The sequence below is a fragment of the Streptomyces sp. NPDC054783 genome, from assembly GCF_053611725.1.
Map to the genome: position 1 here is coordinate 174,298 of NZ_JBSHAY010000009.1, position 24,056 is coordinate 198,353.

Genomic DNA, 24,056 nt, shown 5'->3' on the forward strand with positions numbered 1-24,056 from the left:
TGTTGGTGCGGTACTGGTGGTTGGTCCGTGGCACCGGGCCGGCTCGGTGTGTGTGCCTAGCCGTGCCGGCGTTGTCCTCGCGGGCGGGTCGGCCGGGCCGGCTCGGCTGGGTGCGCCTGGCCGTGTTGGCGCGGTTCGGGCGCGTTGACCGGTGGCGCCGGGCCGGGGCGGTGTGTCTGGTCGTGCCGGTGCCGGTGCCGGGCCGGTAGGCCGGTCAGCACAGTGGAACCGGCTCGCCCGTGCCCTTCGGCCAGGCCGTGAGCGGGGTGAAGCCGCGGTGGCCGCACTCGCCGAAGACCGTGACCGGGGTGCCGCCCGACAGGGCGACCAGCCGCCACAGGCCGGGGCGGGAGCGGGCGGCCCGGGTCAGCGGCAGGGCGGAGTCCGCGTCGGCGTCGGCCAGCTGCCACTCGTCACCGTCCGGGACCGGTATCACCCGGCCCAGCGTCACCGGGACCGACTCCAGCCAGGGGTCGTCGCGCAGCGCCTCGCCGTACCGGGCCGCCGCCTCGGCCGTGCTCGTGCCCGGCGGGCGGAACGCGGCCGGTGCCGCAGGGGCGAACCGCTCGCCCAGGGCGGACCGGGACCGGCCTGCCCCCGGATAGGCGGACAGCTCCGCGTCCAGGGCCAGCCCGACCGGCAGGGACAGCTCCGGAGCCCGGCCCGCCGCACCGTAGGACAGCAGCAGCCGGGTGAGGCCCGAGGTTGCGCCGTGCACCCATATCCGGCGGGTCGTCAGTTTCGGGTCCACCTTGTCGTACTGGGCGAGGACCAGCCAGCGGTCGCGCAGCGGCGTGCCGTCGGCCGTGCCGGGCAGGCCCAGCCGGGAGCGGACCGTGGCCGCGAGGGCGTCCGGCAGGCGGTCGCGGCGCAGCCAGCCCTGGTCAAGCAAATGAAGCAGCGCGCACTCCTCCAGCAACCGGGCCGGCCAGCCCGCCCCCGATGCCGGGATGGCCCCCAACTCCCGTATTCGCGAGGCCAGTCCGGGCGCCTGGGCGTCGACCATACGGGCCGCCGTCTCGTCCCACAGGGCGTATCCCGCCTGTTCGGCCGCGGCCAGGCCGCCGCGCAGCAGGTCCGCGAGCCGATGCTCCAGCTCCGTGGCGCCCGCGGTGACCCGCTCGGTCCGGCGCTCGGCCCGCCGCCGAGCCGCCTCCGGATCGGCGGACCCGCTTCCGGAACTCCCCTCGCTCCGGCCCTGCTTGCTCTTCGCGCGCCTGCGCCTGCCCTCGAGCCACTGCTCGGCCCAGTCCGGCGGTTGCGCGGAAGCGGGCACCGAGCTGTCGTCAACCGTCCACAGCAGCAGCAGTCCGAGCGCGTGCTTGCACGGGAACTTACGGCTCGGGCAACTGCACTTGTACGCCGGTCCGTCCACGTCGGCGAGGTCGACCACCGTCTGGTACGGCCTGCTGCCACTGCCCTTGCACAGTCCCCACACCGTCCCTTCTCCGCTCCCCGCCTCGGACCACGGACCGGCCGTGCCGAGCTTGCCTCCCGCTTTGCGTGACACGGCGTCAGGCGCCAGTGACAGCACCTGCTCCGCAGTCCAGCGCAGCCCCTGCTCAGTCATGCCTCCGACGGTAGGTCCCGCCACTGACAATCCGTCCGGAGCGGGCGTTTGTGCAGGTCAGAGCGATTGTCAGTGGCGTGGTGCACGGTGGATGCCAGATCCGAACCGGCCGAGCTGGAGGGGGCCTCAGCCATGTCAGCCATGTCTGCGTCCGTGCGACCGACGACCGCCGAACCGACCGACGACGAGAACGCATCCGAGACCGCACAGGCGCTCCGGCCGCACGCCGAGCAGGCCTTCGCCGCCGAACTCGCTTCACTCGCCGCGCAGGACGACCGCCCGCGCCCGGCCCGCTGGAAGCTGTCGCCGTGGGCGGTGGCGACGTACCTGCTCGGCGGCACCCTGCCGGACGGCACGGTGATCACACCCAAGTACGTCGGCCCGCGCCGGATCGTCGAGGTCGCCGTCACCACCCTCGCCACCGACCGCGCCCTGCTCCTGCTCGGTGTGCCCGGCACGGCGAAGACCTGGGTGTCGGAGCACCTGGCGGCCGCCGTCAGCGGTGACTCCACCCTGCTGGTGCAGGGCACGGCAGGCACCCCGGAGGAGGCGATCCGGTACGGCTGGAACTATGCGCGGCTGCTCGCGCACGGACCGAGCCGCGACGCCCTCGTGCCCAGCCCCGTCATGCGCGCCATGGCCGAGGGCATGACGGCGCGCGTGGAGGAGCTGACCCGTATCCCGGCCGACGTGCAGGACACCCTGATCACGATCCTGTCCGAGAAGACCCTGCCCATCCCGGAGCTGGGCCAGGAGGTCCAGGCGGTCCGCGGGTTCAACCTCATCGCCACCGCCAACGACCGGGACAGAGGGGTCAACGACCTCTCCAGCGCGCTGCGCCGCCGCTTCAACACCGTGGTGCTGCCGCTGCCGGAGAGCGCGGACGCCGAGGTGGACATCGTCACCCGCCGGGTCGAGCAGATCGGCCGCTCCCTCGACCTGCCGGCCGCACCCGACGGCATCGAGGAGATCCGCCGGGTGGTGACCGTGTTCCGCGAGCTGCGCGACGGCATCACCGCCGACGGCCGCACCAAGCTGAAGTCACCCAGTGGCACGCTGTCCACGGCCGAGGCGATCTCGGTCGTCACCAACGGCCTTGCTCTGTCCGCCCACTTCGGCGACGGCGTGCTGCGCTCGGGCGATGTCGCCGCCGGCATCCTCGGCGCCGTCGTGCGCGACCCGGCGGCCGACCGGGTCGTCTGGCAGGAGTACCTGGAGACGGTCGTCCGGGAGCGCGAGGGCTGGACGGACTTCTACCGCGCGTGCCGGGAGGTAAGTGCATGACGGACGACGACAGCCGCTGGCCCAAGGCTCAAGGCTCCGGACCGCTCCTGCTGGGCGTGCGGCACCACGGCCCCGGCTCCGCCCGCGCGGTGCGCACCGCCTTGGACGCCGCCCGGCCCGCCGCCGTCCTGATCGAGGGCCCGCCCGAGGCCGACGCGCTGATCCCGCTGGCCGCCGACCCGGGTCTGCGGCCCCCGGTCGCCCTGCTCGCCCATGCAGTGGACGAGCCAGGCCGCTCGGCGTTCTGGCCGTTCGCCGAGTTCAGCCCCGAATGGGTGGCGATCCGCTGGGCCCTGGCACACGGTGTCCCGGCCCACTTCATCGACCTGCCGGCCGCGCACACGCTCGCGTGGGAGAAGGAGAAGGAGAAGGAGAAGGAGAAGGAGAAGGACCAGGAGCAGGACCAGGAGCAGGGGGACGCCGATGACGGCCGGGGCAGCGGCGAGCAGGTCCGGATCGATCCGCTCGCCGCGCTCGCCGAGGCCGCCGGACACGACGATCCCGAACGCTGGTGGGAGGACGTGGTCGAACACCGGGGCCCGGGGGAGCGGGACCCGTTCGCGCCCTTCGCCGCGCTGGAGGAGGCGATGGGCGCACTCCGCGAGCGGTACGGCGTCGGCGGGCACTCCCGGGACCTGGTCCGCGAGGCGCACATGCGGCTCCGGCTGCGTGCCGCACGCAAGGAGTCCGGCGACGAGGTGGCCGTGGTCTGCGGGGCCTGGCATGTGCCCGCGCTGCGCGAGAAGACCACCGTCACCGCCGACCGGTGCATGCTGAAGGGGCTGCCCAAGGTCAGGGCAGACCTGACCTGGGTGCCCTGGACCCACCGCAGGCTCGCCCGGTCCAGCGGGTACGGCGCGGGCATCGACTCGCCGGGCTGGTACGGCCATCTGTTCCACGCCCCCGACCGGCCCGTCGAGCGGTGGCTGACCAAGGTGGCGCGGTTGCTCCGCGAGGAGGACCGGATCGTCTCCTCCGCCCACGTCATCGAGGCCGTCCGGCTCGCCGAGACCCTGGCGGCACTGCGCGGGCGCCCGCTGCCGGGGCTGGGCGAGACCATCGACGCGGTGCGGGCGGTGATGGGGGACGGCTCGGAGGTGCCGCTGGCTCTGGTGCACGACCGGCTGGTGGTCGGGGACGTCCTCGGCGAGGTCCCGGAGTCGGCGCCCGCGGTGCCGCTGCAGCGCGACCTGGCCCGGCAACAGCGATCGCTGCGGCTGAAACCCGAGGCGCTGGAGCGCGATCTGGAGCTGGACCTGCGAGGTGACACCGACGCCGGCCGCAGCAGGCTGCTGCACCGGCTCCGGCTGCTCGGCGTCGGCTGGGGCGAGCCCGCGCGGTCACGGGGGAGCACGGGCACGTTCCGGGAGACGTGGCGGCTGCGCTGGGAGCCGGAGTTGTCGGTGCGGGTCGCCGAGGCGGGTGTGTGGGGGACGACCGTACTGGACGCGGCGCAGGCCAAGGCCGAGGTGGACGCGACCGCCGCGGGCACCCTCGCCGACGTCACCGCGCTCGCCGAGCAGTGCCTGCTGGCAGGGCTGCCGGACGCCCTGCCCGTGGTCATGCGGGCCCTCGCCGACCGGGCCGCGCTCGATGCCGACGTGGGCCATCTCGCCCAGGCCCTGCCCGCCCTGGTCCGCTCCCTGCGCTACGGCGACGTGCGCGGCACCGACACCGGCGCGCTGGCCGGCGTCGCCGCGGGCCTTGCCGAACGCATCTTCGTCGGCCTGCCCCCGGCGTGCACCGCACTCGACACGGACGCGGCGGCTGAGATGCGCGCCCATGTGGACGCCGTGCACACGGCGGTGGGTCTACTGGCGGAGACGCTGGCCGCGGCGGGCTCGGGGGCGGGTGGGAGCGCGGGTTCGGGAGCGGACGAGCACGCCGGTGCCGGTCCTGGTGCCGGTGCCGGTGCGAGCGCCGGTGAGCCGGGTGGCTCTGGTACGGGGGTCGGTGCGGGCGAGGGCGCCGGTGTCGGTGGCCCGGTCGGGCCGGGTGCGGGTGCCGATCAGGATGTCGGTGTGGATGCCCGCGGTGGTGGCGGTGCCGGCGTCGTCGGTGCCGGCGATCCCGGCGCGGATGCCGGAGGGCGCGCCGGGGTCGGTGCGGGTGGCGGTGCTCTCGTCAGTGCCGGACGCGGTGATCTGCGTGACCGTTGGCGAGCGGTGCTACGGGCCTTGTCGTCGCGCGACAGCGTGCCCGGTGTGCTGCGCGGGCGAGCAGCGCGATTGCTGTTGGACGACGGTGAGTTGGGGTCCGACGAGGCGGCCCGGCTGATGGGGCTCGCGCTGTCGCCGGGGACTCCGCCCGCCGACGCCGCCGCCTGGATCGAGGGCTTCGTCGGCGGCGGGGGCGGACTGCTGCTGGTGCACGACGAGCGGCTGCTCGGCCTGGTGGACAGCTGGCTGACCGGGGTCTCGGCGGAGTCGTTCACGGACGTACTGCCGCTGTTGCGCCGCACGTTCGCGGCGTATGAGCCCGGGGTGCGCAGAACGCTCGGCGAACTGGTCCGGCGCGGACCGGGAGAGCGGTCGGCCGGCTGGGCGGCTCCCGGGGCCATGACACCCGGCTTCGCCGCCGAACCGGACACCGAGCGCGCCGACGCCGTACTGCCGGTGCTGCGCCTGCTGCTCGGCCTGACCGACCCGACCGACCGGGACCCGACCGACCGGGACCCGACCGACCGGGACCCGACCGACCGGGACCCGACCGACCGGGACCCGACCGAGCGAAAAGCGGTCCGGGGGAAAACGGCCCAGCAGGAAACGGCTCCGCGGTCATCGGCCGAGTGCGCCCCCGTCCGGCGTGGCCCGACCGGGTGCGAGCCGCCTGCGCGGGGGATTTCCGGGACGGGGATACCCGAGGCTGGGATTCCGGGGATGGGAGAAGCCGAGACGAGGACGGCCGAGACGAGGACGGCCGAGCCGGATACCGATGAACGAGCCGGGTGTCACACGAGCAGGTGTGACACGAGCGGCTGTGAGACGAGTGGGTGTGGCACGACCGAGGACAGCAGCCTTGCGGTGGTGGGTGCATGACGGGCGAAACGGTGTCGTTGGAGGTCGACGAGCCGACGCGGGAGCGGTTGCGGCGCTGGCGGCTGGTGCTCGGTGGGGATCAGGCCGACGGGACCGGATGCGCACTGTCCGGCCGGGACGCGGCGATGGACGGCGCACTCGCCGCGCTCTACGGCAAGGGCGACAAGCCGCAGGCGGGACGGGACCGTTCGGCAGGGCTCGGGGCCTCGGCGCCGTCGGTGGCACGCTGGCTCGGGGACATCCGCACGTACTTCCCGTCCTCCGTCGTCCAGGTCATGCAGCGCGACGCCATCGACCGGCTCGGCCTCGCCTCCCTGCTGCTGGAGCCGGAGATGCTGGAAGCGGTGGAGGCGGACGTGCATCTGGTCGGCACGCTGCTCTCGCTGAACAAGGCGATGCCGGAGACGACGAGGGAAACGGCACGCGCGGTCGTGCGCAGGGTCGTCGAGGACCTGGAGAAGCGGCTCGCGAACCGTACGCGGGCCACCCTCACCGGCGCCCTCGACCGCAGCGCGCGGATCAGCCGCCCGCGTCACCACGAGATCGACTGGAACCGCACCATCGCGGCCAACCTCAAGCACTACCTGCCCGAGTACCGCACGCTCGTGCCGGAACGGCTCGTCGGATACGGGCGGGCCGCCCAGTCCGTGAAGAAGGAGGTCATCCTCTGTATCGACCAGTCCGGGTCGATGGCCGCGTCCGTGGTCTACGCGTCCGTGTTCGGCGCGGTCCTCGCCTCGATGCGGTCGATCGGCACCCGGCTGGTCGTCTTCGACACGGCGGTGGTCGACCTCACCGACCAACTGGACGACCCGGTCGACGTCCTCTTCGGCACCCAGCTCGGCGGCGGCACGGACATCAACCGGGCGCTGGCCTACTGCCAGTCGCGGATCACCCGGCCCGCCGAGACCGTGGTCGTGCTGATCAGTGACCTCTACGAGGGCGGCATCCGCGACGAGATGCTCAAGCGGGTGGCGGCGATGAAGGCGTCCGGGGTGCAGTTCGTGGCGCTGCTCGCGCTGTCGGACGAGGGCGCACCCGCCTACGACCGGGAGCACGCGGCGGCGCTCGGCGCGCTCGGTGCACCGGCCTTCGCCTGCACGCCCGATCTGTTCCCCGAGGTCATGGCCGCCGCGCTGGAGAAGCGGCCGTTGCCGATACCGGACACCGTGTGACGCCGGACACGAAAGAGGCGAGAACCGGACACGAAAGAGGCCAGAAAAGGGACATGACTACCCATCGGTAACAGGGGGCTTGCGCGGCCTCGGGCGCGCCGTGCAAGGATCGGCGGAGCCCATGTCGTGCCGAGCCGAGGATGTCCAGCTCCTTGACCTTCCCAGCAGCCCTCCTTGGTACCACCGTGCGCGCGCTGCGTACGGCGGCCGGGCGGCGTGCGCTCCAACTGGTGCTGCTGGTGGGCGGACTTTTCGCGCTGGGTTTCCTCTGCGGCGAACAGGCACACGCGGCCGACGGGACCCTGGTGCCGGCGCAGGCGACTTCGGTGCGGTCCGCGGGGACCGCCGCGCAGGAAGAGGGCGCGGTACAGGCCGTAGAGGCGGTCCGTACGGCGACCGGGCGGGTCGCCGGCCAGGTCCACACGGTCGGCGAACGGACCGTCACCCCCGTGCGCGACGTGCTCGACACCGTTTCCCGGACCGTCGAGACCACGGCAGCCCAAGCTGTGGCCGACGACCCCCGGACCTCGGCGCCCACCCTGCCGCTGCCCGACGTCACCCAAGTCACTGACGTGCCCGGCCGGCTGACGCCGGAGCCGAAGTCCACGGCACCCGCCCCGCAACGGCACAGCGGTACGGCGGCACCCGCTCCGGTGGAGCGGCAGAAGCAACGGCACGCCCGCGCCCATGGCCGTACCGCCGTCGGCGCACCGGCGCCGGTCGCCGTGTACGGCCCTGGGACCGCCCTCGTGCCGCAGCCCGTGATGCACACCTTCGCGCGCCACGGCTCCGCCGCCCTGGGCGTCCCCGGCCGGCCCACGCCCACCGGAGACTCCGAAGGCGTGCTCGGCAAGCAGGCCGCCGACGGCGGTGCGTCCCGCCACGGTGACGCGCACGCCGTCACCCTCGACGACCGGGCGCCCCTGCGGCTCGCGCCCGGCGCCGCCGCGCGCCTCGACGCGCCCCGTACCCGGGACCGGCACCGGGACATCCCCGTCTTCCCCGGCTAGGCAACAGGGCCGACCTCCCCGCCACGGACCTGTCGCGCGGGGGCGGAACAGGTCTGCCCCGTCCGTCCGGACCCTTCCAGCGATCAGCGCTGCCGGCCGTCGACGCGTTCAGCGCGACCGGCGGTCAGCGGTCTCCGGACGGCACCCCCAGCCGATTCCAGACGTTTCCAGCCGTTTCCGAAGGACTTGACGCACGCAATGAACAAGAACATTCGTCGTTCGATCGTGATAGCCGCCGGTGTCACCGGTGCCTGGGCGCTCGGCTCGACCGTCGCCAGCGCCGACGAGCTGTCCGCCACCTCCGTCACCGTGCCGGACGCGGGCACCGCGGCCGACGGCGCCACCGACTCCGTCGCCGGGACGGTCGACGGCGTCCTCACCGGCGTCCACGACACCGTCTCCGGCGTCCAGAACACCGTCACCGACACAGTCACCGACACGGTCTCCGGCCTGACCGGCGCGGCCGGCTCGGCTGCCTCGACCGCGAAGACCGGCACCGGTACCGGCACCAGCACCACCGACCAGGCCCGCCGCTACGTCGACGCCAAGGTCCCGACCGCCGCGACGATCCGGGGTGCGGAGGCCTTCCGGGGCGCTCAGGCGGCCCGCAAGGCGCGGGTGCACGTCCAGGCCGACGGCACGCAGGTCGACAGCGCGCACGTCGGCGGCACGCACCTCGACGGCGACGTTGCCCATGCCGCCCACACCGCCGCCCACGCCGCCTCGACCGCGTCCCGGGCCGTTGCCCAGGGCACTTCCGAGGACGAGATCGACTACCTCTTCGGCCCGCTGTCCTCCTTCGCTCCCGAGGTGGAGGAGGCCCTGGCCGCCGCCCAGAGCAAGCTCCAGGCCACCCAGGCGGCCGCGCGCCTGAAGGCGCGGGGCGTCGAGGGCGTCGTACGGACGACGGCGCAGCAGACAGCCGTCGCGGCGCAGGGCCGGACCTCCGGTGCCGCGAACGCCGTGCGCGGCACGGCGGCCGGGGCAGCCGGCGCGGGCCAGGCCTCCGTCGCCGGTGTGCCCGCACATGTCACCGGTACGGCCACCGGCGCCGAGGAGCGCGTCGTCGGCACGGTCCGGGCCGTGCCCGGCGCGGTCACCCCGGTGGTGCACGAGACGACCGCCGCGGCTGTCCCGCCGGTGGCCGCCACGGCGGTGAACGGCGCCGTGCCGGTCGTCGGCCGGGCGGCGACGGGCGTCCGGGGCACGGCCGGGCACGCGGTGGCGGGCGGGTACGGAACCGCCCAGGGCACCGTCACCGCCGTGCACGGGGTCGCCGGGGGCGCCGTCGCCGGGGCGCTGGGCGTCGCCGAGGGATCCGTGTCCGGTGGGTACGGAACCGTCGAGGGCGCCGTCCACGGGGTGCACGGGGTCGCCACGGGCGCCGTCGGCGATGTGCGGCCGGTGGGCGCGGGTGCGACGGCGTACGTCGGCGGGCCGGCCGGGCATGTCGGGCGGGACGCCACGGACGCGGTGCTGCCGCCGGTGGCCGCCGGTGCCGTGCACGGGGTCGGGCCGGTCGCCGGGCAGGCCGTCGTGGACGCGGGCGCCCTCGGTCACGGCGTGGTTGGTGACGTCCACCCCTTCGCCGGCGGCGTCGTCGGCGCCGTACCCCCGCTCGCGCACGGTGTGACCACGCGGACCGGAGCCTTCGCCGAGGGCGTCACGGCCCAGCTGCCGCCCTTCACGGCCGGGGTCACCGGTGCGACGGCACCGGTGACCGACACCGCGACGTACACCGCCGCACAGACGGCGGACACGGCCACGGGGACGGCGTACCAGGCGGCCGGTACAGCGGCGGGGACGGCGTATCAGGCGGCCGGCACTGCCACCGGTGCCGCGCACCAGATGTCCGGCACCGCCACAGGGACGGTGTACCAGACGGCCGGCACCGCCACCGGGACGGTGTACCAGACGGCCGGCACCGCCACCGGGACGGTGTACGAGACGGCCGGTACCGCCACCGGGACGGTGTACGAGACGGCCGGTACCGCCACCGGGACGGCGTACCAGACAGCCGGTACCGCCACCGTTGCCGCGCACCAGGCGGCCGGCACCGTCACCGGAACCGTGGCGCCGACCGTGGCGCCCCTGGCCGGTCAGGTCACCGGGGTCGTGCTGCCGGTGGCCGGTGGTGTCGGGGGGAGCGCCGGCGGGCTGGGCCGTGGTGTCGCGGGCGAGGCCGAGGCCTTCGCGGCCGGGGGCGCCGGTGTGGCCGCGCCGGTCGGCCGGCAGGCCGGAGGCTTCGCCCACGACGTCCACGGCACCGTCCGGGACGCCGGTGGCTCGCTCGCCGGGCACGCCGTCGGCGGGGCCGAAGGGGTCGCCCGTCCGGCCGTACCCCTGCGGGACTTCCGGGACGGGTACGGCGTGCCGGGCTTCGCATCGGGCATCCCGTACCAGGGCTGAGTACCGAACAGGGCTGAGAGCCCCAACCGCTCCGCGGGGTGTCCGGACCCGGATGGCCGAATGCCGTCGGCCCGTCCGGCCGGGGCCCCGCGGCCCGGGTGGGTGGTCCCCATTGGGGTGGGGATCAACCGCCCCGGCCCCGGCGCCACCGGGGCCGCCCCAGAGGCCTCACCGGGTCAACCCCAGCCCGGTGAGGCCTCGCACATCGCCACCAAGGCCGCCCCTCTCGGCACGCCGTGCCAGGAAACCAGGCATCATGTGACAGGTATCACCGCTCGTGTGTGACCCTCGATTTAGGGCGCCCCCTCAAGCGGCGATAACCTGCGAGACGGACATGCCGCGCGCTCGGACACCGTGTGCGCCTCCCTTGTGACAAGCGGACGTCACGTTGCCCTTCGCGGCACGCCCACGCATCCAACGAACCGCGAGATCACTGATAGGGACGGAAGCGCGTGGACCTGTTCGAGTACCAGGCGAGGGACCTCTTCGCCAAGCACGATGTACCGGTGCTGGCCGGTGAAGTCATCGACACGCCTGAGGCGGCGCGCGAGATCACCGAGCGTCTGGGCGGCAAGTCCGTCGTCAAGGCGCAGGTGAAGGTCGGTGGTCGTGGCAAGGCCGGTGGCGTGAAGCTGGCCGCCTCCGCGGACGAGGCCGTCGCCCGCGCGACGGACATCCTCGGCATGGACATCAAGGGCCACACGGTCCACAAGGTCATGATCGCCGAGACCGCTCCGGAGATCCTCGAGGAGTACTACGTCTCCTTCCTCCTCGACCGTGCCAACCGCACCTTCCTCTCCATCGCCTCCGTCGAGGGTGGCATGGAGATCGAGGAGGTGGCGGCCACCCGTCCGGAGGCCGTCGCCAAGACGGCGATCGACCCGATCGACGGTGTGGACGAGGCCAAGGCCCGCGAGATCGTCGCGGCCGCCAAGTTCCCGGCCGAGGTCGCGGACAAGGTCGCGAACGTCCTCGTCAAGCTGTGGGACACCTTCATCAAGGAGGACGCCCTCCTGGTCGAGGTCAACCCGCTGGCCAAGGTCGCCTCCGGCGAGGTCATCGCCCTCGACGGCAAGGTGTCGCTCGACGACAACGCCGAGTTCCGCCACCCCGACTTCGAGGAGCTCCACGACAAGGCCGCGGCCAACCCGCTCGAGGCCGCCGCCAAGGAGAAGAACCTCAACTACGTCAAGCTCGACGGCGAGGTCGGCATCATCGGCAACGGCGCCGGTCTCGTCATGAGCACCCTGGACGTCGTCGCGTACGCCGGTGAGAAGCACGGCGGTGTCAAGCCCGCCAACTTCCTGGACATCGGCGGTGGCGCCTCCGCCCAGGTCATGGCGAACGGCCTGGAGATCATCCTGGGCGACCCGGACGTCAAGTCCGTCTTCGTCAACGTCTTCGGTGGCATCACCGCCTGCGACGAGGTCGCCAACGGCATCGTGCAGGCCCTGAAGCTCCTGGAGGACCGCGGCGAGAAGGTCGAGAAGCCGCTCGTCGTCCGCCTCGACGGCAACAACGCCGAGCTGGGCCGGCAGATCCTCACCGACGCCAACCACCCGCTGGTGCAGCGCGTCGACACCATGGACGGCGCGGCCGACAAGGCCGCCGAGCTGGCCGCCGCCAAGTAAGCACTCAGGACGAGGACACCAACACACCATGGCTATCTGGCTCAACAAGGACAGCAAGGTCATCGTCCAGGGCATGACCGGCTCCACCGGCATGAAGCACACCAAGCTCATGCTCGGTGACGGCACGAACGTCGTGGGCGGCGTGAACCCGCGCAAGGCGGGTCAGACCGTGGACTTCGACGGCACCGAGGTACCCGTCTTCGGCAGCGTCGCCGAGGCCGTCGAGAAGACCGGCGCCAACGTCTCCGTCATCTTCGTGCCGGAGAAGTTCACCAAGGACGCGGTCGTCGAGGCCATCGACGCCGAGATCCCGCTGGCCGTCGTGATCACCGAGGGCATCGCCGTGCACGACACGGCGTCCTTCTGGGCGTACGCCGGCAAGAAGGGCAACAAGACCCGCATCATCGGCCCGAACTGCCCCGGCATCATCACCCCGGGCCAGTCGAACGTCGGCATCATCCCGGGCGACATCACCAAGCCGGGCCGCATCGGCCTGGTGTCGAAGTCCGGCACGCTGACGTACCAGATGATGTACGAGCTGCGCGACATCGGCTTCTCGACGGCCGTCGGCATCGGTGGCGACCCGATCATCGGCTCCACCCACATCGACGCCCTGGCCGCGTTCCAGGACGACCCGGAGACCGAGCTCATCGTGATGATCGGTGAGATCGGCGGCGACGCCGAGGAGCGCGCCGCGGCGTTCATCAAGGAGAACGTGACCAAGCCGGTCGTCGGTTACGTCGCGGGCTTCACGGCGCCCGAGGGCAAGACCATGGGTCACGCCGGCGCCATCGTCTCCGGCTCCTCCGGCACGGCGCAGGCCAAGAAGGAGGCCCTGGAGGCCGCGGGCGTCAAGGTCGGCAAGACCCCGACCGAGACGGCGAAGCTCGCCCGCGAGATCCTGGGCGGCTGAGCTTCTCAGCCGACCGTTGGCAGGCCCGTCCCGTTGGCCGGGGCGGGCCTTCCGGCGTCTATGCGAGCACAACGCCGCGAAGGGGCGTGGGGAACCGCACGCCGCGAAGGGGCGTGGGGAACCGCGCGACCAGCCACCACGCACCCGCACCCGGCAACGGCAAGGCACCCCCACGGCGGTCGGCCCTGTCGCGCCCGTCGACGAGTGGTCCTGTCGCGCCTGCCGGCGGTCGGCCCTGTCGCGCCCGCCGGTGAGTAGTCCTGTCGCGCCCGTCGGCGGCCAGTCCTATCGCGCTTCCGGAGCCAGCCGGTCCGGCCCCTTCGCGGCAGCGCTCCGCAACTTCGCCTGCAACGCCTGTTGCCCGCGCGACAGCGGCCCCATCACCCCCACCGGCGGAACTCCCTGCACCGCCTGCGCCGGCGCGATCGGCGCCTCGTAGTGCGTCGGTGCCGACCGCACCGTGAGCGTCGTCGCGCCGATGATCCCCACCGTGAACGCGATCGCCGCGCGCGTCCAGAACACGTTTCGCCGTTCGCCCTCCCGCCGTACCGGCTCCGGCCCGGGCGCGGGCAACTGCTCCGCCGAGGCCAGTACCAGCAGCCGGCGATGCAGCTCGGCGGGGTCGGCCAGCTCCGGCAGCCGCGCGGTCAGCGCGTCGCGGGCGTGGGTCAGCCGGCTCGCGGCGGCCGGCGTGCTCGCCTCGGTCTCCGCCGCTGTCTCCGGCAGGTCGAGGCCCACACCGTCGTACAGGACGAGCGTGCGCCGGTACGTCGGCGGCAGCTCCAGCAGGGCCCGCAGCAGCGCCCGGTCGGCCGGGTCGGTGGGCGGTGGCTCCGGGTGCCGGTACCGGGGCCGGAAGGGGTGCCAGGGGGAGAGCGCGCAGTCATGCGCCGCCGCCCGCACCCAGCCGCCCGGATCCCGGTCCCGGGCCACCTCGGGCCAGCGCTGCCAGGCCAGCTGGAACGCCCGCTCCACGGCCTCGCGGGCCAGTTCCCGGCGGCCGGTGAGCAGATAGGTCTGGCGTACGAGGGCGGGGGCACAGAACGCGTAGAGCGCGTCGAAGGCCTGAGCGGGCGTCAGCTGATCGGGAGCGGCTGCCAGAGGGGTCTCGGGGCCGGGGCCCGGTTCGACGGCTGTCGCCCTCTCGAGGGTCTCCTGGAGGACGAACGTCGTCAGCAGCCGGGCGTACGCCTCGCCCTCGCCGCCCTGCGGGACCCGGCGGCCGGCTTCCCAAGCGCGCAGCGTCGAGCGGCTGACACCGGCCCGGGCGGCGACCTGAGCCCGCGTCAGCGACCGGGAGCGGCGCAGGCGTCGGCGCTCCTTCGGCGGTGGCAGCGGACTGGCAGCGTTCTGCGTCGTCACCGTACGCCCTTCCGTGCGGAAAAGAACATAAACGTATATTGGGCGACACTACGGCGGTTCGCCTGTTACGACGGGAATGTGTGTGCCGTTGGGAGCATGGTGTACGTGAATCTGATGACCGCTCGCCGACCCTCGCTGTCGCCGCTGCTGACCCGGATGCGGGACCGCGAGCCCGGACTGGCCGCGAGCCTGCTGGGCGGCGCCGTCGCGGCCGGACTCGGCTTCGCCTCCTTCGCCGCGCTGCTGATGGTGCTGTGGGTCAGCTCTCCGTACCCCGACAGCGGTCCGGGCGGCGCACTGCATGTCGCCGGGGCGCTGTGGCTGCTGGCCCACGGCGTCGAACTGGTCCGCACCGAGACGCTCTCCGGCGCGCCCATGCCGGTGGGGGTGACTCCGCTGTTGCTGCTCGTGCTGCCCGTGTGGCTGGTGTACCGGGCGGCCCGGGACGCGGTGGACGCGCCCACCGAAGCCGACGGCCCGCCGCCGGTACCGGCGCACACGGTGTGGACCGGGGTCGTCCTCGGCTACCTCGGCGTCGGCGGCGCGGTCGCGCTGTACTGCTCGGGCGGCGAACTGCAGCCCTCCTGGTCCTGGGTGACGGTGTGTCTGCCGCTGGTCGCGGCCACCTCGGCGGCGGCCGGGGTGTGGTCGGCGTACGGCCGTCCGCGCGAGCCGGTGCTGAGTGCGCTGGGCGTGCTGCCGGGGCGCGTGCGCCGGGTGCTGTTCGGCGCGGACGAGCGCGCCCGGCTGGGTACGGCCGTACGCGCCACCGGTGCCGCCACGGCGGTGCTCCTCGGCGGCGGGGCGCTGCTGCTCGGGGTGTCGCTGGTGTGGCACGGCGGAGTGGCGCGGGTGTCCTTCGGCCAGTTGACAGAGGGGTGGACGGGACGGTTCGCCGTGCTCCTGCTCGGCGTCGCGCTGATCCCCAACGCGGCGCTGTGGGCCGCGTCCTACGCCCTCGGCCCCGGTTTCCTCCTCGGCGTCGGGCATGTGGTGCAACCCTTCGCCTCCGACCCGGCCCCGCTGCTGCCGCCCTTCCCCCTGCTGGCGGCGGTGCCGGACGCCGGTGCCGGTACGCCGCCGAACTGGGCGGCGGGGCTGGTGCCGGTGGCGGCCGGGATGACGGCGGGATGGTTCGTGGCGCGCGGGGCGGCAGGACGGCCGGAGCCGGGCGCACCGGCGTCGGCCCGCTGGTCGGTCGCCGGTACGGCCGGGGCCGTGCTGCTGACGGCGACGCTCTGCGCGGCCGGCCTCGCCCTGCTCGCCGACCTGGCCGGCGGCCCGCTGGGCGTGTCCGCGCTGGCCCGCTTCGGACCGGTGTGGTGGCAGACCGGGGGAGCGGCGGGGGCGTGGACGGCGCTGTTCGGGATGCCGGTGGCGCTGATCGTACGGGCGTGCCGGCTGTGGGCCGGGCGCGCGCGGGGCGGGCAGATCCCGGCGCAGGGGGCGGGGACGGAGAACTCCGGGAGCGGAAAGGAACAGGGGAGGACTACGGAGACGGCGAAGAAGCAGGAGAAGCAGGAGAAGCAGGAGAAGCAGGAGAAGCAGGAGAAGCAGGAGAAGCAGGAGAAGACCGCCACCGCCGAGGCCGAGAAGGCGGGTCGGGAGGAGGAGACGACCAAGGGCAAGGAATCAGCCAGGGGGAAGGAGCCGGGCAGGACCAAGGAGTCGGGCAAGGGCAGGACCCCCGCCCCCCGACCAGGGGTGGCCGTTCCCGACGAAGAGGAGATGTACGACTTCCTCCCGGCCGACGACCCGTTCCCCACGGACTGGCACGACGACCTCGCCCGCGCCTCACGCTGGGCGGCCCTGCGAGAGGCGGCCGCCCCCTGCGACCTGCCCGAAGCCTGGGCAAGCCCCGCAGCCCCTCCAACGGCCTCCACGGAATCGACGGATCCGGCGGAGTCGACGCCCGGTGTGGAGTCAACGTCGCGTGTGGAGTCAACGTCGCGTGTGGAGTCAACGTCGCGTGTGGAGTCAACGCCGTGTGTGGAGTCGATTCCCCCTGCCGAGTCCAAGTCCACGGCAGACTCAACGCCCATGGCGGACTCATCGGCCACTACAGGCTCGCCCACTGCAGACCCGATGCCCACGGCAGGCGCAGACCCCACCGCTGACGCAACGCCGCAGCCGGAGCCTCGGCCCGACCTCACCGGCCCGTCGTCCGGCATCCAGGAACCCCCTGACACCGCGACGGCCCGTTGACCGACCGGCGTGCGCCAGGCGGAGCCTCAGCTGTTGCCGACGCCCAGGACCCCCCGCAGCTCCTTCGGCAGCTGCTGCTGGCAGGACTGTTTGGCCTCGTGGGTGAGGGCGTCGTTCACGCACGTGTAGTAGTCGCGGTAGACGAACTGGACCGTGAACGTCGAGGCCACCAGGACCAGGGCCAGCGACGCGGTGACCAGACCGCCGACGGCTGCCGTGACCTGGGGGCGGCCGCCCGCGGGGGCCGCGGTGTTCGGGTCGGGTGTGCGCGGCTTGGCGCGCAGGGCGCTGACGCCCCAGTACAGCGCAAGCGCGCCCAGCAGCAGGGCCACGTACGGCCAGCTGAACAGGGCGAAGAAGACGGCCCACATGCCGGACAGCAGGGCGTAGCGCGCGCGGCGCTGGGCGGGGTCGGTCGGGTCCCAGCGCATGCCGCCGGGGCCGGCCGGCCCGCTCGGACCCTGGGGGCCGCCGCCGGGCCGCTCGCCGAAGCCACCGGGGGAGCGCCCGGGCTGGCGGTCGCTCCACTGGTCGCCCCACGGCGAACCGCCGCCGTGACCGGAGCCGTGCCCCTGGCCTTGACCGGAGCCCTGCCCCTGGCCCTGTCCGTGTCCGTGCGAGCCCTCGGGGCGGCGCGGCTGCCAGGGCCGGTCCGGCGCACCCTCGGGCGGCGGCGCGAAGGGATTGTCGTCCTGCGGCCCGCTGCCCCGTCCGTCACCGTCACGCCCGCCCTGGGGCGCATCCGGCGGCGAGGCCGGCCGCTCCCGCAGCAGTACGGCGCGACGCTCGCCTCCCCGGGCCGGGCGCAGAGGGAACGTCAGGAGTCGCAGGCTGCGATCGGGCATCAAAAGAGCGTCTTCCCCTAGGTCAATACGGCAGTCCGACGTGCGCTTCCACCCCGTGAACGCGCCGCATGACGACCGCGTTCCCGGGGCTGCCGGAGACAGCCCCCTTCTTGATTCCCCACGAACGCTACCTTCCGGCCACGCCCCCGTCCCGAGGGGGCCTTCTCGTGTGCCGGTATCGTTGCTGACGGTCGGCCGCTTCGTAGACTTCCCTGTATCGAGGGGCGTAACGCATTCGTGCGAATGTACAAAGCGCCGGCCGGAATCGTCGCCACCCCAGAAAGGGCCCCATCGTGGCCGCCACCCCCGCTGGCCCAGCGGTCAAGCGCCTCGTCGTGCTGGTCTCCGGATCCGGCACCAATCTGCAGGCGCTCCTGGACGAGATCGAGCGCACCGGAGCCGAGCGGTACGGCGCCCGGATCGTCGCCGTAGGGGCCGACCGCGCCGGCATCGAGGGGCTCGCCCGCGCCGAACGGGCCGGGCTGCCGACCTTCGTGTGCAAGGTCAAGGACCATGCGAGCCGCGAGGAGTGGGATGCCGCCCTCACCGAGGCCGTGGCCGCGTACGAGCCGGACTTCGTGGTCTCCGCCGGGTTCATGAAGATCGTCGGCAAGGAGTTCCTCGCCCGGTTCGGCGGGCGGTTCGTGAACACGCACCCCGCCCTGCTGCCCAGTTTTCCGGGGGCCCACGGCGTCCGTGACGCGCTCGCGTACGGCGCCAAGGTCACCGGCTGCACCGTCCACTTCGTCGACGACGGCGTCGACACCGGCCCGATCATCGCCCAGGGCGTGGTCGAGGTCCGGGACGAGGACGACGAGAGCGCGCTGCACGAGCGCATCAAGGAAGTCGAGCGAAGGCTGCTCGTCGAGGTCGTGGGGCGGCTCGCCCGCAACGGCTATCGCATTGAGGGACGAAAGGTAGTTATCCAGTGACCGCCGAGAGCATCGAGAGCGGCAAGCGGGCCATCCGTCGCGCGCTCGTCAGCGTCTACGACAAGACCGGGCTGGAAGACCTCGCGCGCGGGCTGCACGAGGCCGGTGTGGAGCTGGTCTCCACCGGGTCCACGGCCGGCCGTATCGCCGCCGCCGGCGTCCCCGTCACCAAGGTCGAGGAGCTGACCGGCTTCCCCGAGTGCCTGGACGGCCGGGTGAAGACCCTGCACCCGAGGGTGCACGCGGGCATCCTCGCCGACCTGCGGCTGGAGAGCCACCGGCAGCAGCTCGCCGAGCTCGGCGTCGAGGCGTTCGACCTCGTCGTCGTCAACCTCTACCCCTTCCGCGAGACCGTCGCCTCGGGCGCGAGCGACGACGAGTGCGTGGAGCAGATCGACATCGGCGGCCCGTCGATGGTCCGCGCCGCCGCCAAGAACCACCCTTCCGTCGCCGTGGTGACCAGCCCCGAGCGGTACGCCGACGTGCTCGCGGCCGTCAAGGACGGCGGCTTCGACCTCGCCGCCCGCAAGCGGCTGGCCGCCGAGGCGTTCCAGCACACCGCCGCCTACGACGTGGCCGTCGCCTCCTGGTTCGCCTCCTCCTACGCCCCGGTGGACGAGTCGCGGTTCCCCGACTTCCTCGGCGCCACCTTCGAGCGCAAGAACACCCTGCGCTACGGCGAGAACCCGCACCAGCCGGCCGCCCTCTACGTAGACGGCAGCGGCGGGCTCGCGGACGCCGAGCAGCTGCACGGCAAGGAGATGTCGTACAACAACTACACGGACACGGACGCCGCCCGCCGTGCCGCGTACGACCACGACGAGCCCTGCGTCGCGATCATCAAGCACGCCAACCCCTGCGGTATCGCGGTGGGTTCGGACGTCGCCGAGGCGCACCGCAGGGCGCACGCCTGCGACCCGGTCTCCGCGTACGGCGGTGTCATCGCCGTCAACCGGCCGGTGAGCCGGGAGATGGCGGAGCAGGTCGCGGACATCTTCACCGAGGTCATCGTCGCCCCGGACTACGAGGAGGGGGCCCTGCAGGCCCTCACCAGGAAGAAGAACATCCGGGTCCTGAAGGCCCCGGGCGCGCCCTGCAACCGGGTCGAGGCCAAGCAGGTCGACGGCGGTCTCCTGCTCCAGGTCACCGACCGGCTCCAGGCCGACGGCGACGACCCCGCGAACTGGACGCTGGCCAGCGGCGAGGCGCTGTCCGCCGAGGAGCTCAAGGAGCTCGCCTTCGCCTGGAAGGCGTGCCGCGCGGTGAAGTCCAACGCGATCCTGCTCGCCAAGGACGGCGCCTCGGTCGGCGTCGGCATGGGCCAGGTCAACCGGGTCGACTCCTGCAAGCTGGCCGTCGAGCGGGCCGGCGAGGAGCGGGCCCGCGGCTCCTACGCCGCCTCGGACGCGTTCTTCCCCTTCCCCGACGGGCCGGAGATCCTCATCGAGGCCGGTGTCCGGGCGATCGTCCAGCCGGGCGGCTCGATCCGTGACGAGCAGGTCGTCGAGGCCGCCAAGAAGGCGGGCGTCACGATGTACTTCACGGGCACGCGCCACTTCTTCCACTGAGCCGGCACCGGGCTGACACTGGGCCGACACCGCGTGACGCCGGGTCGGCCCAGAACCAGTTCAGCCGCCGAGTTCATGCAGGTGACGCACGTTCCGCAGCGGTGAGCAGAAGACGACGAGCCAGCTGCCGGTGATCAGTACGGCACCGGTGCAGATCGCCGCGCGGACCCCGGCGCAGGTCCCGATCACCCCGGCCAGCAGGGCGCCGACGGACAGCGCCCCGGTGAGCAGGAACCGGAACGTGGCGTTCATCCGGCCCAGCATCGCCGCCGGCGTCACCCGCTGGCGAGTGCTGACCGCGAGGACGTTGGCCAGGCCGGTCTGGACGATGGTGACCGTCCAGCCGGCCGCGCCCACCCACAGCAGGGGCCCTCGGGCCATCAGGGCGGTGAGCAGGGCGAAGGGTCCCGTGACCGCGCCGACGATCCACAGGGCCCGGCCGTGCCCGAGGCGTCGGCCGACCGCCGGCGCGACGAGCGCGCCGAGGAGGCCGCCGATGCCGCCGGCCGACAGCAGCAGCCCCAGCAGCCCTGCCGACAGGTGCAGCTCCTGCGTGAACAGCAGCACGAACGACACCTGGCAGAGCTGGATCGCCAGGTTGGTCACGGCGCCCTTGAGGGAGAGCGCGCGCAGCACCGGGTGGCCGAGCACGAAGCGCAGCCCCGCCGCCGTCTCAGCCCAGAGCCGGGGTTCAGCCGTACGCCGGGCCGGGCCCGGCTCGACGGCCCGGATCCGCGCGATCCACCACGCCGACCACAGAAAACCGAGCGCGTCGACGACGACGGCCGCCGCCGGCCCGATCAACTGCACCACCAGGCCGCCGAGCCCGCGCCCGGAGACGTCGGCGGCCTGATTCAGCCCGGCGAGCCGGGAGTTGGCGGCGACGAGCCGGTCCGCGCCGACGAGGCAGGGGACGTACGACAGGTGCGCGACGTCGAAGAAGACCGTCGCCACCCCGGTCAGGAACACGACCGCGTACAGCTGCGGAAGGGCCAGTACGCCGCAGGCCCAGGCCACGGGTATCGAGCCCATCAGCGCGCCCCTGCCCAGGTTGGCCGTGACGAGCACGGTCCGCCTGGGCATCCGGTCCACCCACGCGCCCGCCGGCAGGCCGACGATCAGGAAGGCCACCGTGCCGAGCGCGGACAGCAGGCCGACCTGTGCCGCCCCCGAGTGGAGCGCGGTCTGCGCCAGGACGGGGAGCGCCAGGAAGCTGACCTGCGCGCCGAGCCGACTGGCCGCGTCGGCCGTGTACAGAAGCCGGAAGTCGCGCTCGGTGAGGACACCGGGGTACCGCCGGTCCGCGGCGGGGGGTGCGAGGAGTGTGCGAGTCATGGCGCCCGAGGCTGGCGGGCGGACCGCACCGTCCGCCATGAGTTCAGAAATACCTAAACTCGGCAGGTGCTTGAGCTGGAGTTCACCACCGAGGACCTTGCGCTGACCCGTCTGGCGATCTCGCCGCTGTGGGAGACGATCGCGAGCCTGCGTGTCCTGACCCTGCCCGACGGCCACACCCTGCACGGCCCGTGGCTCGCGGCCGTACGCCCCCGGCTGGCGCGGGCGCGGCTGGACCTGCGGCCGGTCGCCGAGCTCCTCACCCCGAAGATCGCCGCGTTCGTCGCACCGGCCCCGCTGACCTCGGCCCCGGACATCCGGCTCGAGCTCGCGGCGCTCCGCGCGCACCCGGTGGAACGGATCCACGCCGACCTCGACACCCTGGGCCTGCCCCGCTACCCGGACCCCGCCGCGGCCGTCGACCGGGTCGTGACGACCATCGAGGCGTACTGGGAACTGGCGGTGGCACCGTACTGGCCGCGCATCCGCGCGGTCCTCGAAGCCGACGTACGGCACCGGGCCCAGCTGCTGTCCACCGGCGGCAGCCGTCGGCTCTTCGCCGACCTGGACCCGGGCCTGAGCTGGGAGGACGGCAGGCTCGGGGTGCGGCTGCGCAGCAACCGCACCGGCACCTTCGAACTGGGCGGACGGGGCCTGGTCCTCGGCCCGTCCGCGTTCGCCCGGCCCGGCGTGTGGCTGCTCGCCACCCCTCCCTGGCAGCCGCTCCTGCGCTACCCGGCGCGTGGGACCGCGACCATCTGGGAGTCACGCCCGGCCGCTCCCTCGGAAGCGCTCACCCGAGTGGTCGGCCGCCCCAAGGCGCGCCTGCTCACCCTGCTCCACGAACCCGCGACCACCACCCAGCTCGCCGCCCTCGCCGGGCTGACGGTCGGCGGTGCGTCGCAGCACCTGACGGCACTCCGTGACGCGGGCCTGCTCCGCACCACCCGGCTCGGCCGCAGCATCCTGTACGCCCGGACGGAAACGGCCGAGGCGCTCGTGGCCCAACGCTGAGCGCGGGGCTCATACGGTGCACTCGCACCACACGGTTTTGCCGCCGGGGCGGTGTTCCACGCCCCAGCGCTCGGCCACCGCGTCGACCAGTAACAGGCCCCGGCCGGACTCCTCCTGGGCGCCGGGGCGGCGTCGTACGAGCCAGGCTTGGGCGTCGGGGTCGCTGACCTCCAGTCGGGTACGGCCGCCGGTCACGCGCGTCAGCCGTACGGTGACCGGGGTGCCCTCGCCGACGTGGTTGATCACGTTGGTCAGCAACTCGCTGACGCAGAGCTGGAGTTCGGGGCACGGGGTGTCGTTCAGGTGCTCGCGTACGGCACGACGGGCCTCCGGTACGGCCTTGGGTTGCGCGAGCAGGTCCAGGATCAGTGGGTTCACCGGTGGGCGGCCTTGTTGAGGGCCTCGGCCAGCGCGCACGCAGTCGCCGCGTCGCAGTTCCCGAGGTAGACGAGCGGCGCGGCGTACCCGCTCGCAAAGGTCACCAGGTCGACACCCAGGGACGGCAGGGTGATGCCGTTGGCTTTCAGGGCATCGCGGAGTTGTACGACGCTGGATTCCGTGTCGGGGTGGGGGCGGGGGAGCATGGCGTATGCCTTTCTGTGACGATTCGCTCACAGAATGGCGTCGGCTGCTCTACCGTGAAAGACGTTTCGGTTGCGCACGGTAACTGGTAAACGGCGGTGGTGGGTTGTGCCTCCCAAGAAGGATCCCGACGCTTCGATGAGCGTTCCCTGCTTCTATGGCGCCGAGTTGCGCTACAGGCGGGAGCAGGCCGGGCTGACGCTTGAGCAGTTGGTGGAGGGCAGCTTTCGGGGGCTCTCGTTCCTCAGCCAGATCGAGCGCGGGGAACGGGGGATGCCGGTGGATCTGGCCCGCCATGTGGACCAGAAGCTCGGCACGGACGGGTTTTTCGAGCGGCGGTGTGAAGACGTCGCCAAGGCGCGGCAGGTGGGGCACGCGTGGTACTACGCGGACGTCCCCGACATGGAGAGGCAGGCGCAGACGCTTGAGGAGTGGGCGCCCAATGCGGTCCCGGGACTTCTGCAGACCGGGGCGTATCACCGGGGTCGCATTCCGTACGGGGACCCAGAGGTGTCACCGGAAGTGGTCGAGGAGCGTGTCCGCGCACGGTTGAAGCGTGCCGAGTTGTGGCAACGCAAGGACCGGCCCAGTTACTGGGGGATCCTGAGCGAGTCAGTCATTCGGAGAACGCCGCTTCCTCCGGCCGTGATGGCCGAGCAGGTGGAGTACATCCTCGACGTTATGCGGTCCACGCAGAGCATTCTCCAGATCGTTCCGGAAACGACCCCCTGGCACCCGCTCGGTCATGGCATGGCCAAGATCATGACCTTCGCCGACGCCCCGCCGCTCGTGTACACGGAGGGCGATTGGACCGGACACATTGTCGACTATCCGGCCCACGTTCAGCAGTACCGTCGTAGATACGATTTGCTCAGGGCCGTCGCGTTGTCACCCGAGGCGTCCCTGGCCTTGATGGACGACGTGGCAAGGACCTACAGAAATGAAGCGCAGCAAGGGGATTGACCTGACGTTCGTTACTTGGCGCAAGAGCAGCTACAGCAACGAGGGCGGCGGCGACTGCGTCGAAGTGGCCGACACCATCCCCGGCGCCGTCCCCGTCCGCGACTCCAAGACCCCCCACGGCCCCGTCCTCCTCTTTCCGGCCCCCGCCTGGACATGCTTCATCGACGGCCTCCGGCCCTCCCCCGAGGGAGCCGGAGACCGTCGGTCCTGCTAGCCGTCA

18 protein-coding genes and 1 pseudogene are annotated in these 24,056 nt (G+C 73.0%); 13 read left to right on the top strand and 6 right to left on the bottom strand.

The window, feature by feature from the left end:
- Positions 1-214 precede the first annotated feature (214 nt).
- On the bottom strand, positions 215-1,570 hold the full coding sequence (locus ACWGJ5_RS18505; RefSeq protein WP_453310726.1) for an SWIM zinc finger family protein: 1,356 nt from the start codon (positions 1,568-1,570) through the stop codon (positions 215-217).
- Between the two features lie 141 nt (positions 1,571-1,711).
- Between ACWGJ5_RS18505 and ACWGJ5_RS18510 the strand changes: the two genes are divergently transcribed.
- From ACWGJ5_RS18510 to sucD, 7 genes and pseudogenes are all read left to right on the top strand, one after another.
- A complete protein-coding gene (locus tag ACWGJ5_RS18510) occupies positions 1,712-2,854 on the top strand; it encodes an ATP-binding protein (protein WP_453310727.1) in 1,143 nt (380 codons plus the stop codon).
- A pseudogene (locus tag ACWGJ5_RS18515) lies at positions 2,851-5,490 on the top strand (DUF5682 family protein); the annotation flags it as partial. The gene ACWGJ5_RS18510 and the pseudogene ACWGJ5_RS18515, both read left to right, overlap by 4 nt.
- Before the next feature lie 398 nt (positions 5,491-5,888).
- The gene (locus tag ACWGJ5_RS18520; protein ID WP_453310728.1) at positions 5,889-7,067 is read left to right on the top strand and encodes a VWA domain-containing protein; all 1,179 of its coding nucleotides are present in this window, start codon (positions 5,889-5,891) and stop codon (positions 7,065-7,067) included.
- A 152-nt stretch (positions 7,068-7,219) separates the two neighbouring features.
- Positions 7,220-8,077 (top strand): hypothetical protein, encoded by an 858-nt coding sequence (locus ACWGJ5_RS18525; RefSeq protein WP_453310729.1) that lies wholly within the window; start codon positions 7,220-7,222, stop codon positions 8,075-8,077.
- Between the two features lie 198 nt (positions 8,078-8,275).
- Positions 8,276-10,486 carry a hypothetical protein gene (locus ACWGJ5_RS18530; protein ID WP_453310730.1) on the top strand — a complete coding sequence of 737 codons (2,211 nt, stop codon included), beginning with the start codon at positions 8,276-8,278 and terminating at the stop codon, positions 10,484-10,486.
- A gap of 452 nt (positions 10,487-10,938) precedes the next feature.
- A complete protein-coding gene (gene sucC / locus ACWGJ5_RS18535; protein ID WP_453310731.1) occupies positions 10,939-12,117 on the top strand; it encodes an ADP-forming succinate--CoA ligase subunit beta in 1,179 nt (392 codons plus the stop codon).
- A 28-nt stretch (positions 12,118-12,145) separates the two neighbouring features.
- Positions 12,146-13,030 carry a succinate--CoA ligase subunit alpha gene (sucD, locus tag ACWGJ5_RS18540; RefSeq protein WP_453310732.1) on the top strand — a complete coding sequence of 295 codons (885 nt, stop codon included), beginning with the start codon at positions 12,146-12,148 and terminating at the stop codon, positions 13,028-13,030.
- A gap of 285 nt (positions 13,031-13,315) precedes the next feature.
- Here the strand turns inward: sucD and ACWGJ5_RS18545 are convergent, their stop codons facing one another.
- A complete protein-coding gene (locus ACWGJ5_RS18545; protein ID WP_453310733.1) occupies positions 13,316-14,392 on the bottom strand; it encodes a sigma factor-like helix-turn-helix DNA-binding protein in 1,077 nt (358 codons plus the stop codon).
- A 96-nt stretch (positions 14,393-14,488) separates the two neighbouring features.
- Between ACWGJ5_RS18545 and ACWGJ5_RS18550 the strand changes: the two genes are divergently transcribed.
- Complete coding sequence (locus ACWGJ5_RS18550) at positions 14,489-16,597, top strand: cell division protein PerM (protein ID WP_453310734.1); 2,109 nt, start codon at positions 14,489-14,491, stop codon at positions 16,595-16,597.
- 26 nt (positions 16,598-16,623) lie between these two features.
- Here ACWGJ5_RS18550 and ACWGJ5_RS18555 read toward each other — a convergent pair whose 3' ends face one another.
- Positions 16,624-17,442: a hypothetical protein gene (locus ACWGJ5_RS18555; RefSeq protein ID WP_453310735.1), complete on the bottom strand. Its 819-nt coding sequence runs from the start codon at positions 17,440-17,442 to the stop codon at positions 16,624-16,626.
- 293 nt (positions 17,443-17,735) lie between these two features.
- Between ACWGJ5_RS18555 and purN the strand changes: the two genes are divergently transcribed.
- Complete coding sequence (gene purN, locus ACWGJ5_RS18560; RefSeq protein ID WP_453310736.1) at positions 17,736-18,374, top strand: phosphoribosylglycinamide formyltransferase; 639 nt, start codon at positions 17,736-17,738, stop codon at positions 18,372-18,374.
- The gene (gene purH, locus ACWGJ5_RS18565; RefSeq protein WP_453310737.1) at positions 18,371-19,942 is read left to right on the top strand and encodes a bifunctional phosphoribosylaminoimidazolecarboxamide formyltransferase/IMP cyclohydrolase; all 1,572 of its coding nucleotides are present in this window, start codon (positions 18,371-18,373) and stop codon (positions 19,940-19,942) included. Before purN ends, purH begins: the two co-directional genes overlap by 4 nt.
- 60 nt (positions 19,943-20,002) lie before the next feature.
- On the opposite strand, the gene ACWGJ5_RS18570 is transcribed toward purH, so the two are convergent.
- Positions 20,003-21,277, bottom strand: coding sequence for an MFS transporter (locus ACWGJ5_RS18570; protein WP_453310738.1), 1,275 nt, complete (start codon positions 21,275-21,277; stop codon positions 20,003-20,005).
- 66 nt (positions 21,278-21,343) lie between these two features.
- Between ACWGJ5_RS18570 and ACWGJ5_RS18575 the strand changes: the two genes are divergently transcribed.
- Positions 21,344-22,291: a DUF5937 family protein gene (locus ACWGJ5_RS18575; RefSeq protein ID WP_453310739.1), complete on the top strand. Its 948-nt coding sequence runs from the start codon at positions 21,344-21,346 to the stop codon at positions 22,289-22,291.
- Between the two features lie 9 nt (positions 22,292-22,300).
- Here the strand turns inward: ACWGJ5_RS18575 and ACWGJ5_RS18580 are convergent, their stop codons facing one another.
- Together ACWGJ5_RS18580 and ACWGJ5_RS18585 are read right to left on the bottom strand one after the other, a co-directional pair.
- On the bottom strand, positions 22,301-22,669 hold the full coding sequence (locus tag ACWGJ5_RS18580; protein ID WP_453310740.1) for an ATP-binding protein: 369 nt from the start codon (positions 22,667-22,669) through the stop codon (positions 22,301-22,303).
- Entirely contained in the window at positions 22,666-22,875 is a 210-nt protein-coding gene (locus ACWGJ5_RS18585) for a hypothetical protein (protein ID WP_453310741.1), read from the bottom strand. The genes ACWGJ5_RS18580 and ACWGJ5_RS18585 overlap by 4 nt, the downstream gene beginning before the upstream one ends.
- Positions 22,876-22,981: 106 nt before the next feature.
- Here ACWGJ5_RS18585 and ACWGJ5_RS18590 point away from each other — a divergent pair, with 106 nt between their 5' ends.
- Both ACWGJ5_RS18590 and ACWGJ5_RS18595 read left to right on the top strand, forming a co-directional pair.
- Positions 22,982-23,836, top strand: coding sequence for a helix-turn-helix domain-containing protein (locus ACWGJ5_RS18590; protein WP_453310742.1), 855 nt, complete (start codon positions 22,982-22,984; stop codon positions 23,834-23,836).
- The gene (locus ACWGJ5_RS18595) at positions 23,814-24,050 is read left to right on the top strand and encodes a DUF397 domain-containing protein (protein WP_453310743.1); all 237 of its coding nucleotides are present in this window, start codon (positions 23,814-23,816) and stop codon (positions 24,048-24,050) included. The genes ACWGJ5_RS18590 and ACWGJ5_RS18595 overlap by 23 nt, the downstream gene beginning before the upstream one ends.
- Positions 24,051-24,056 lie beyond the last annotated feature (6 nt).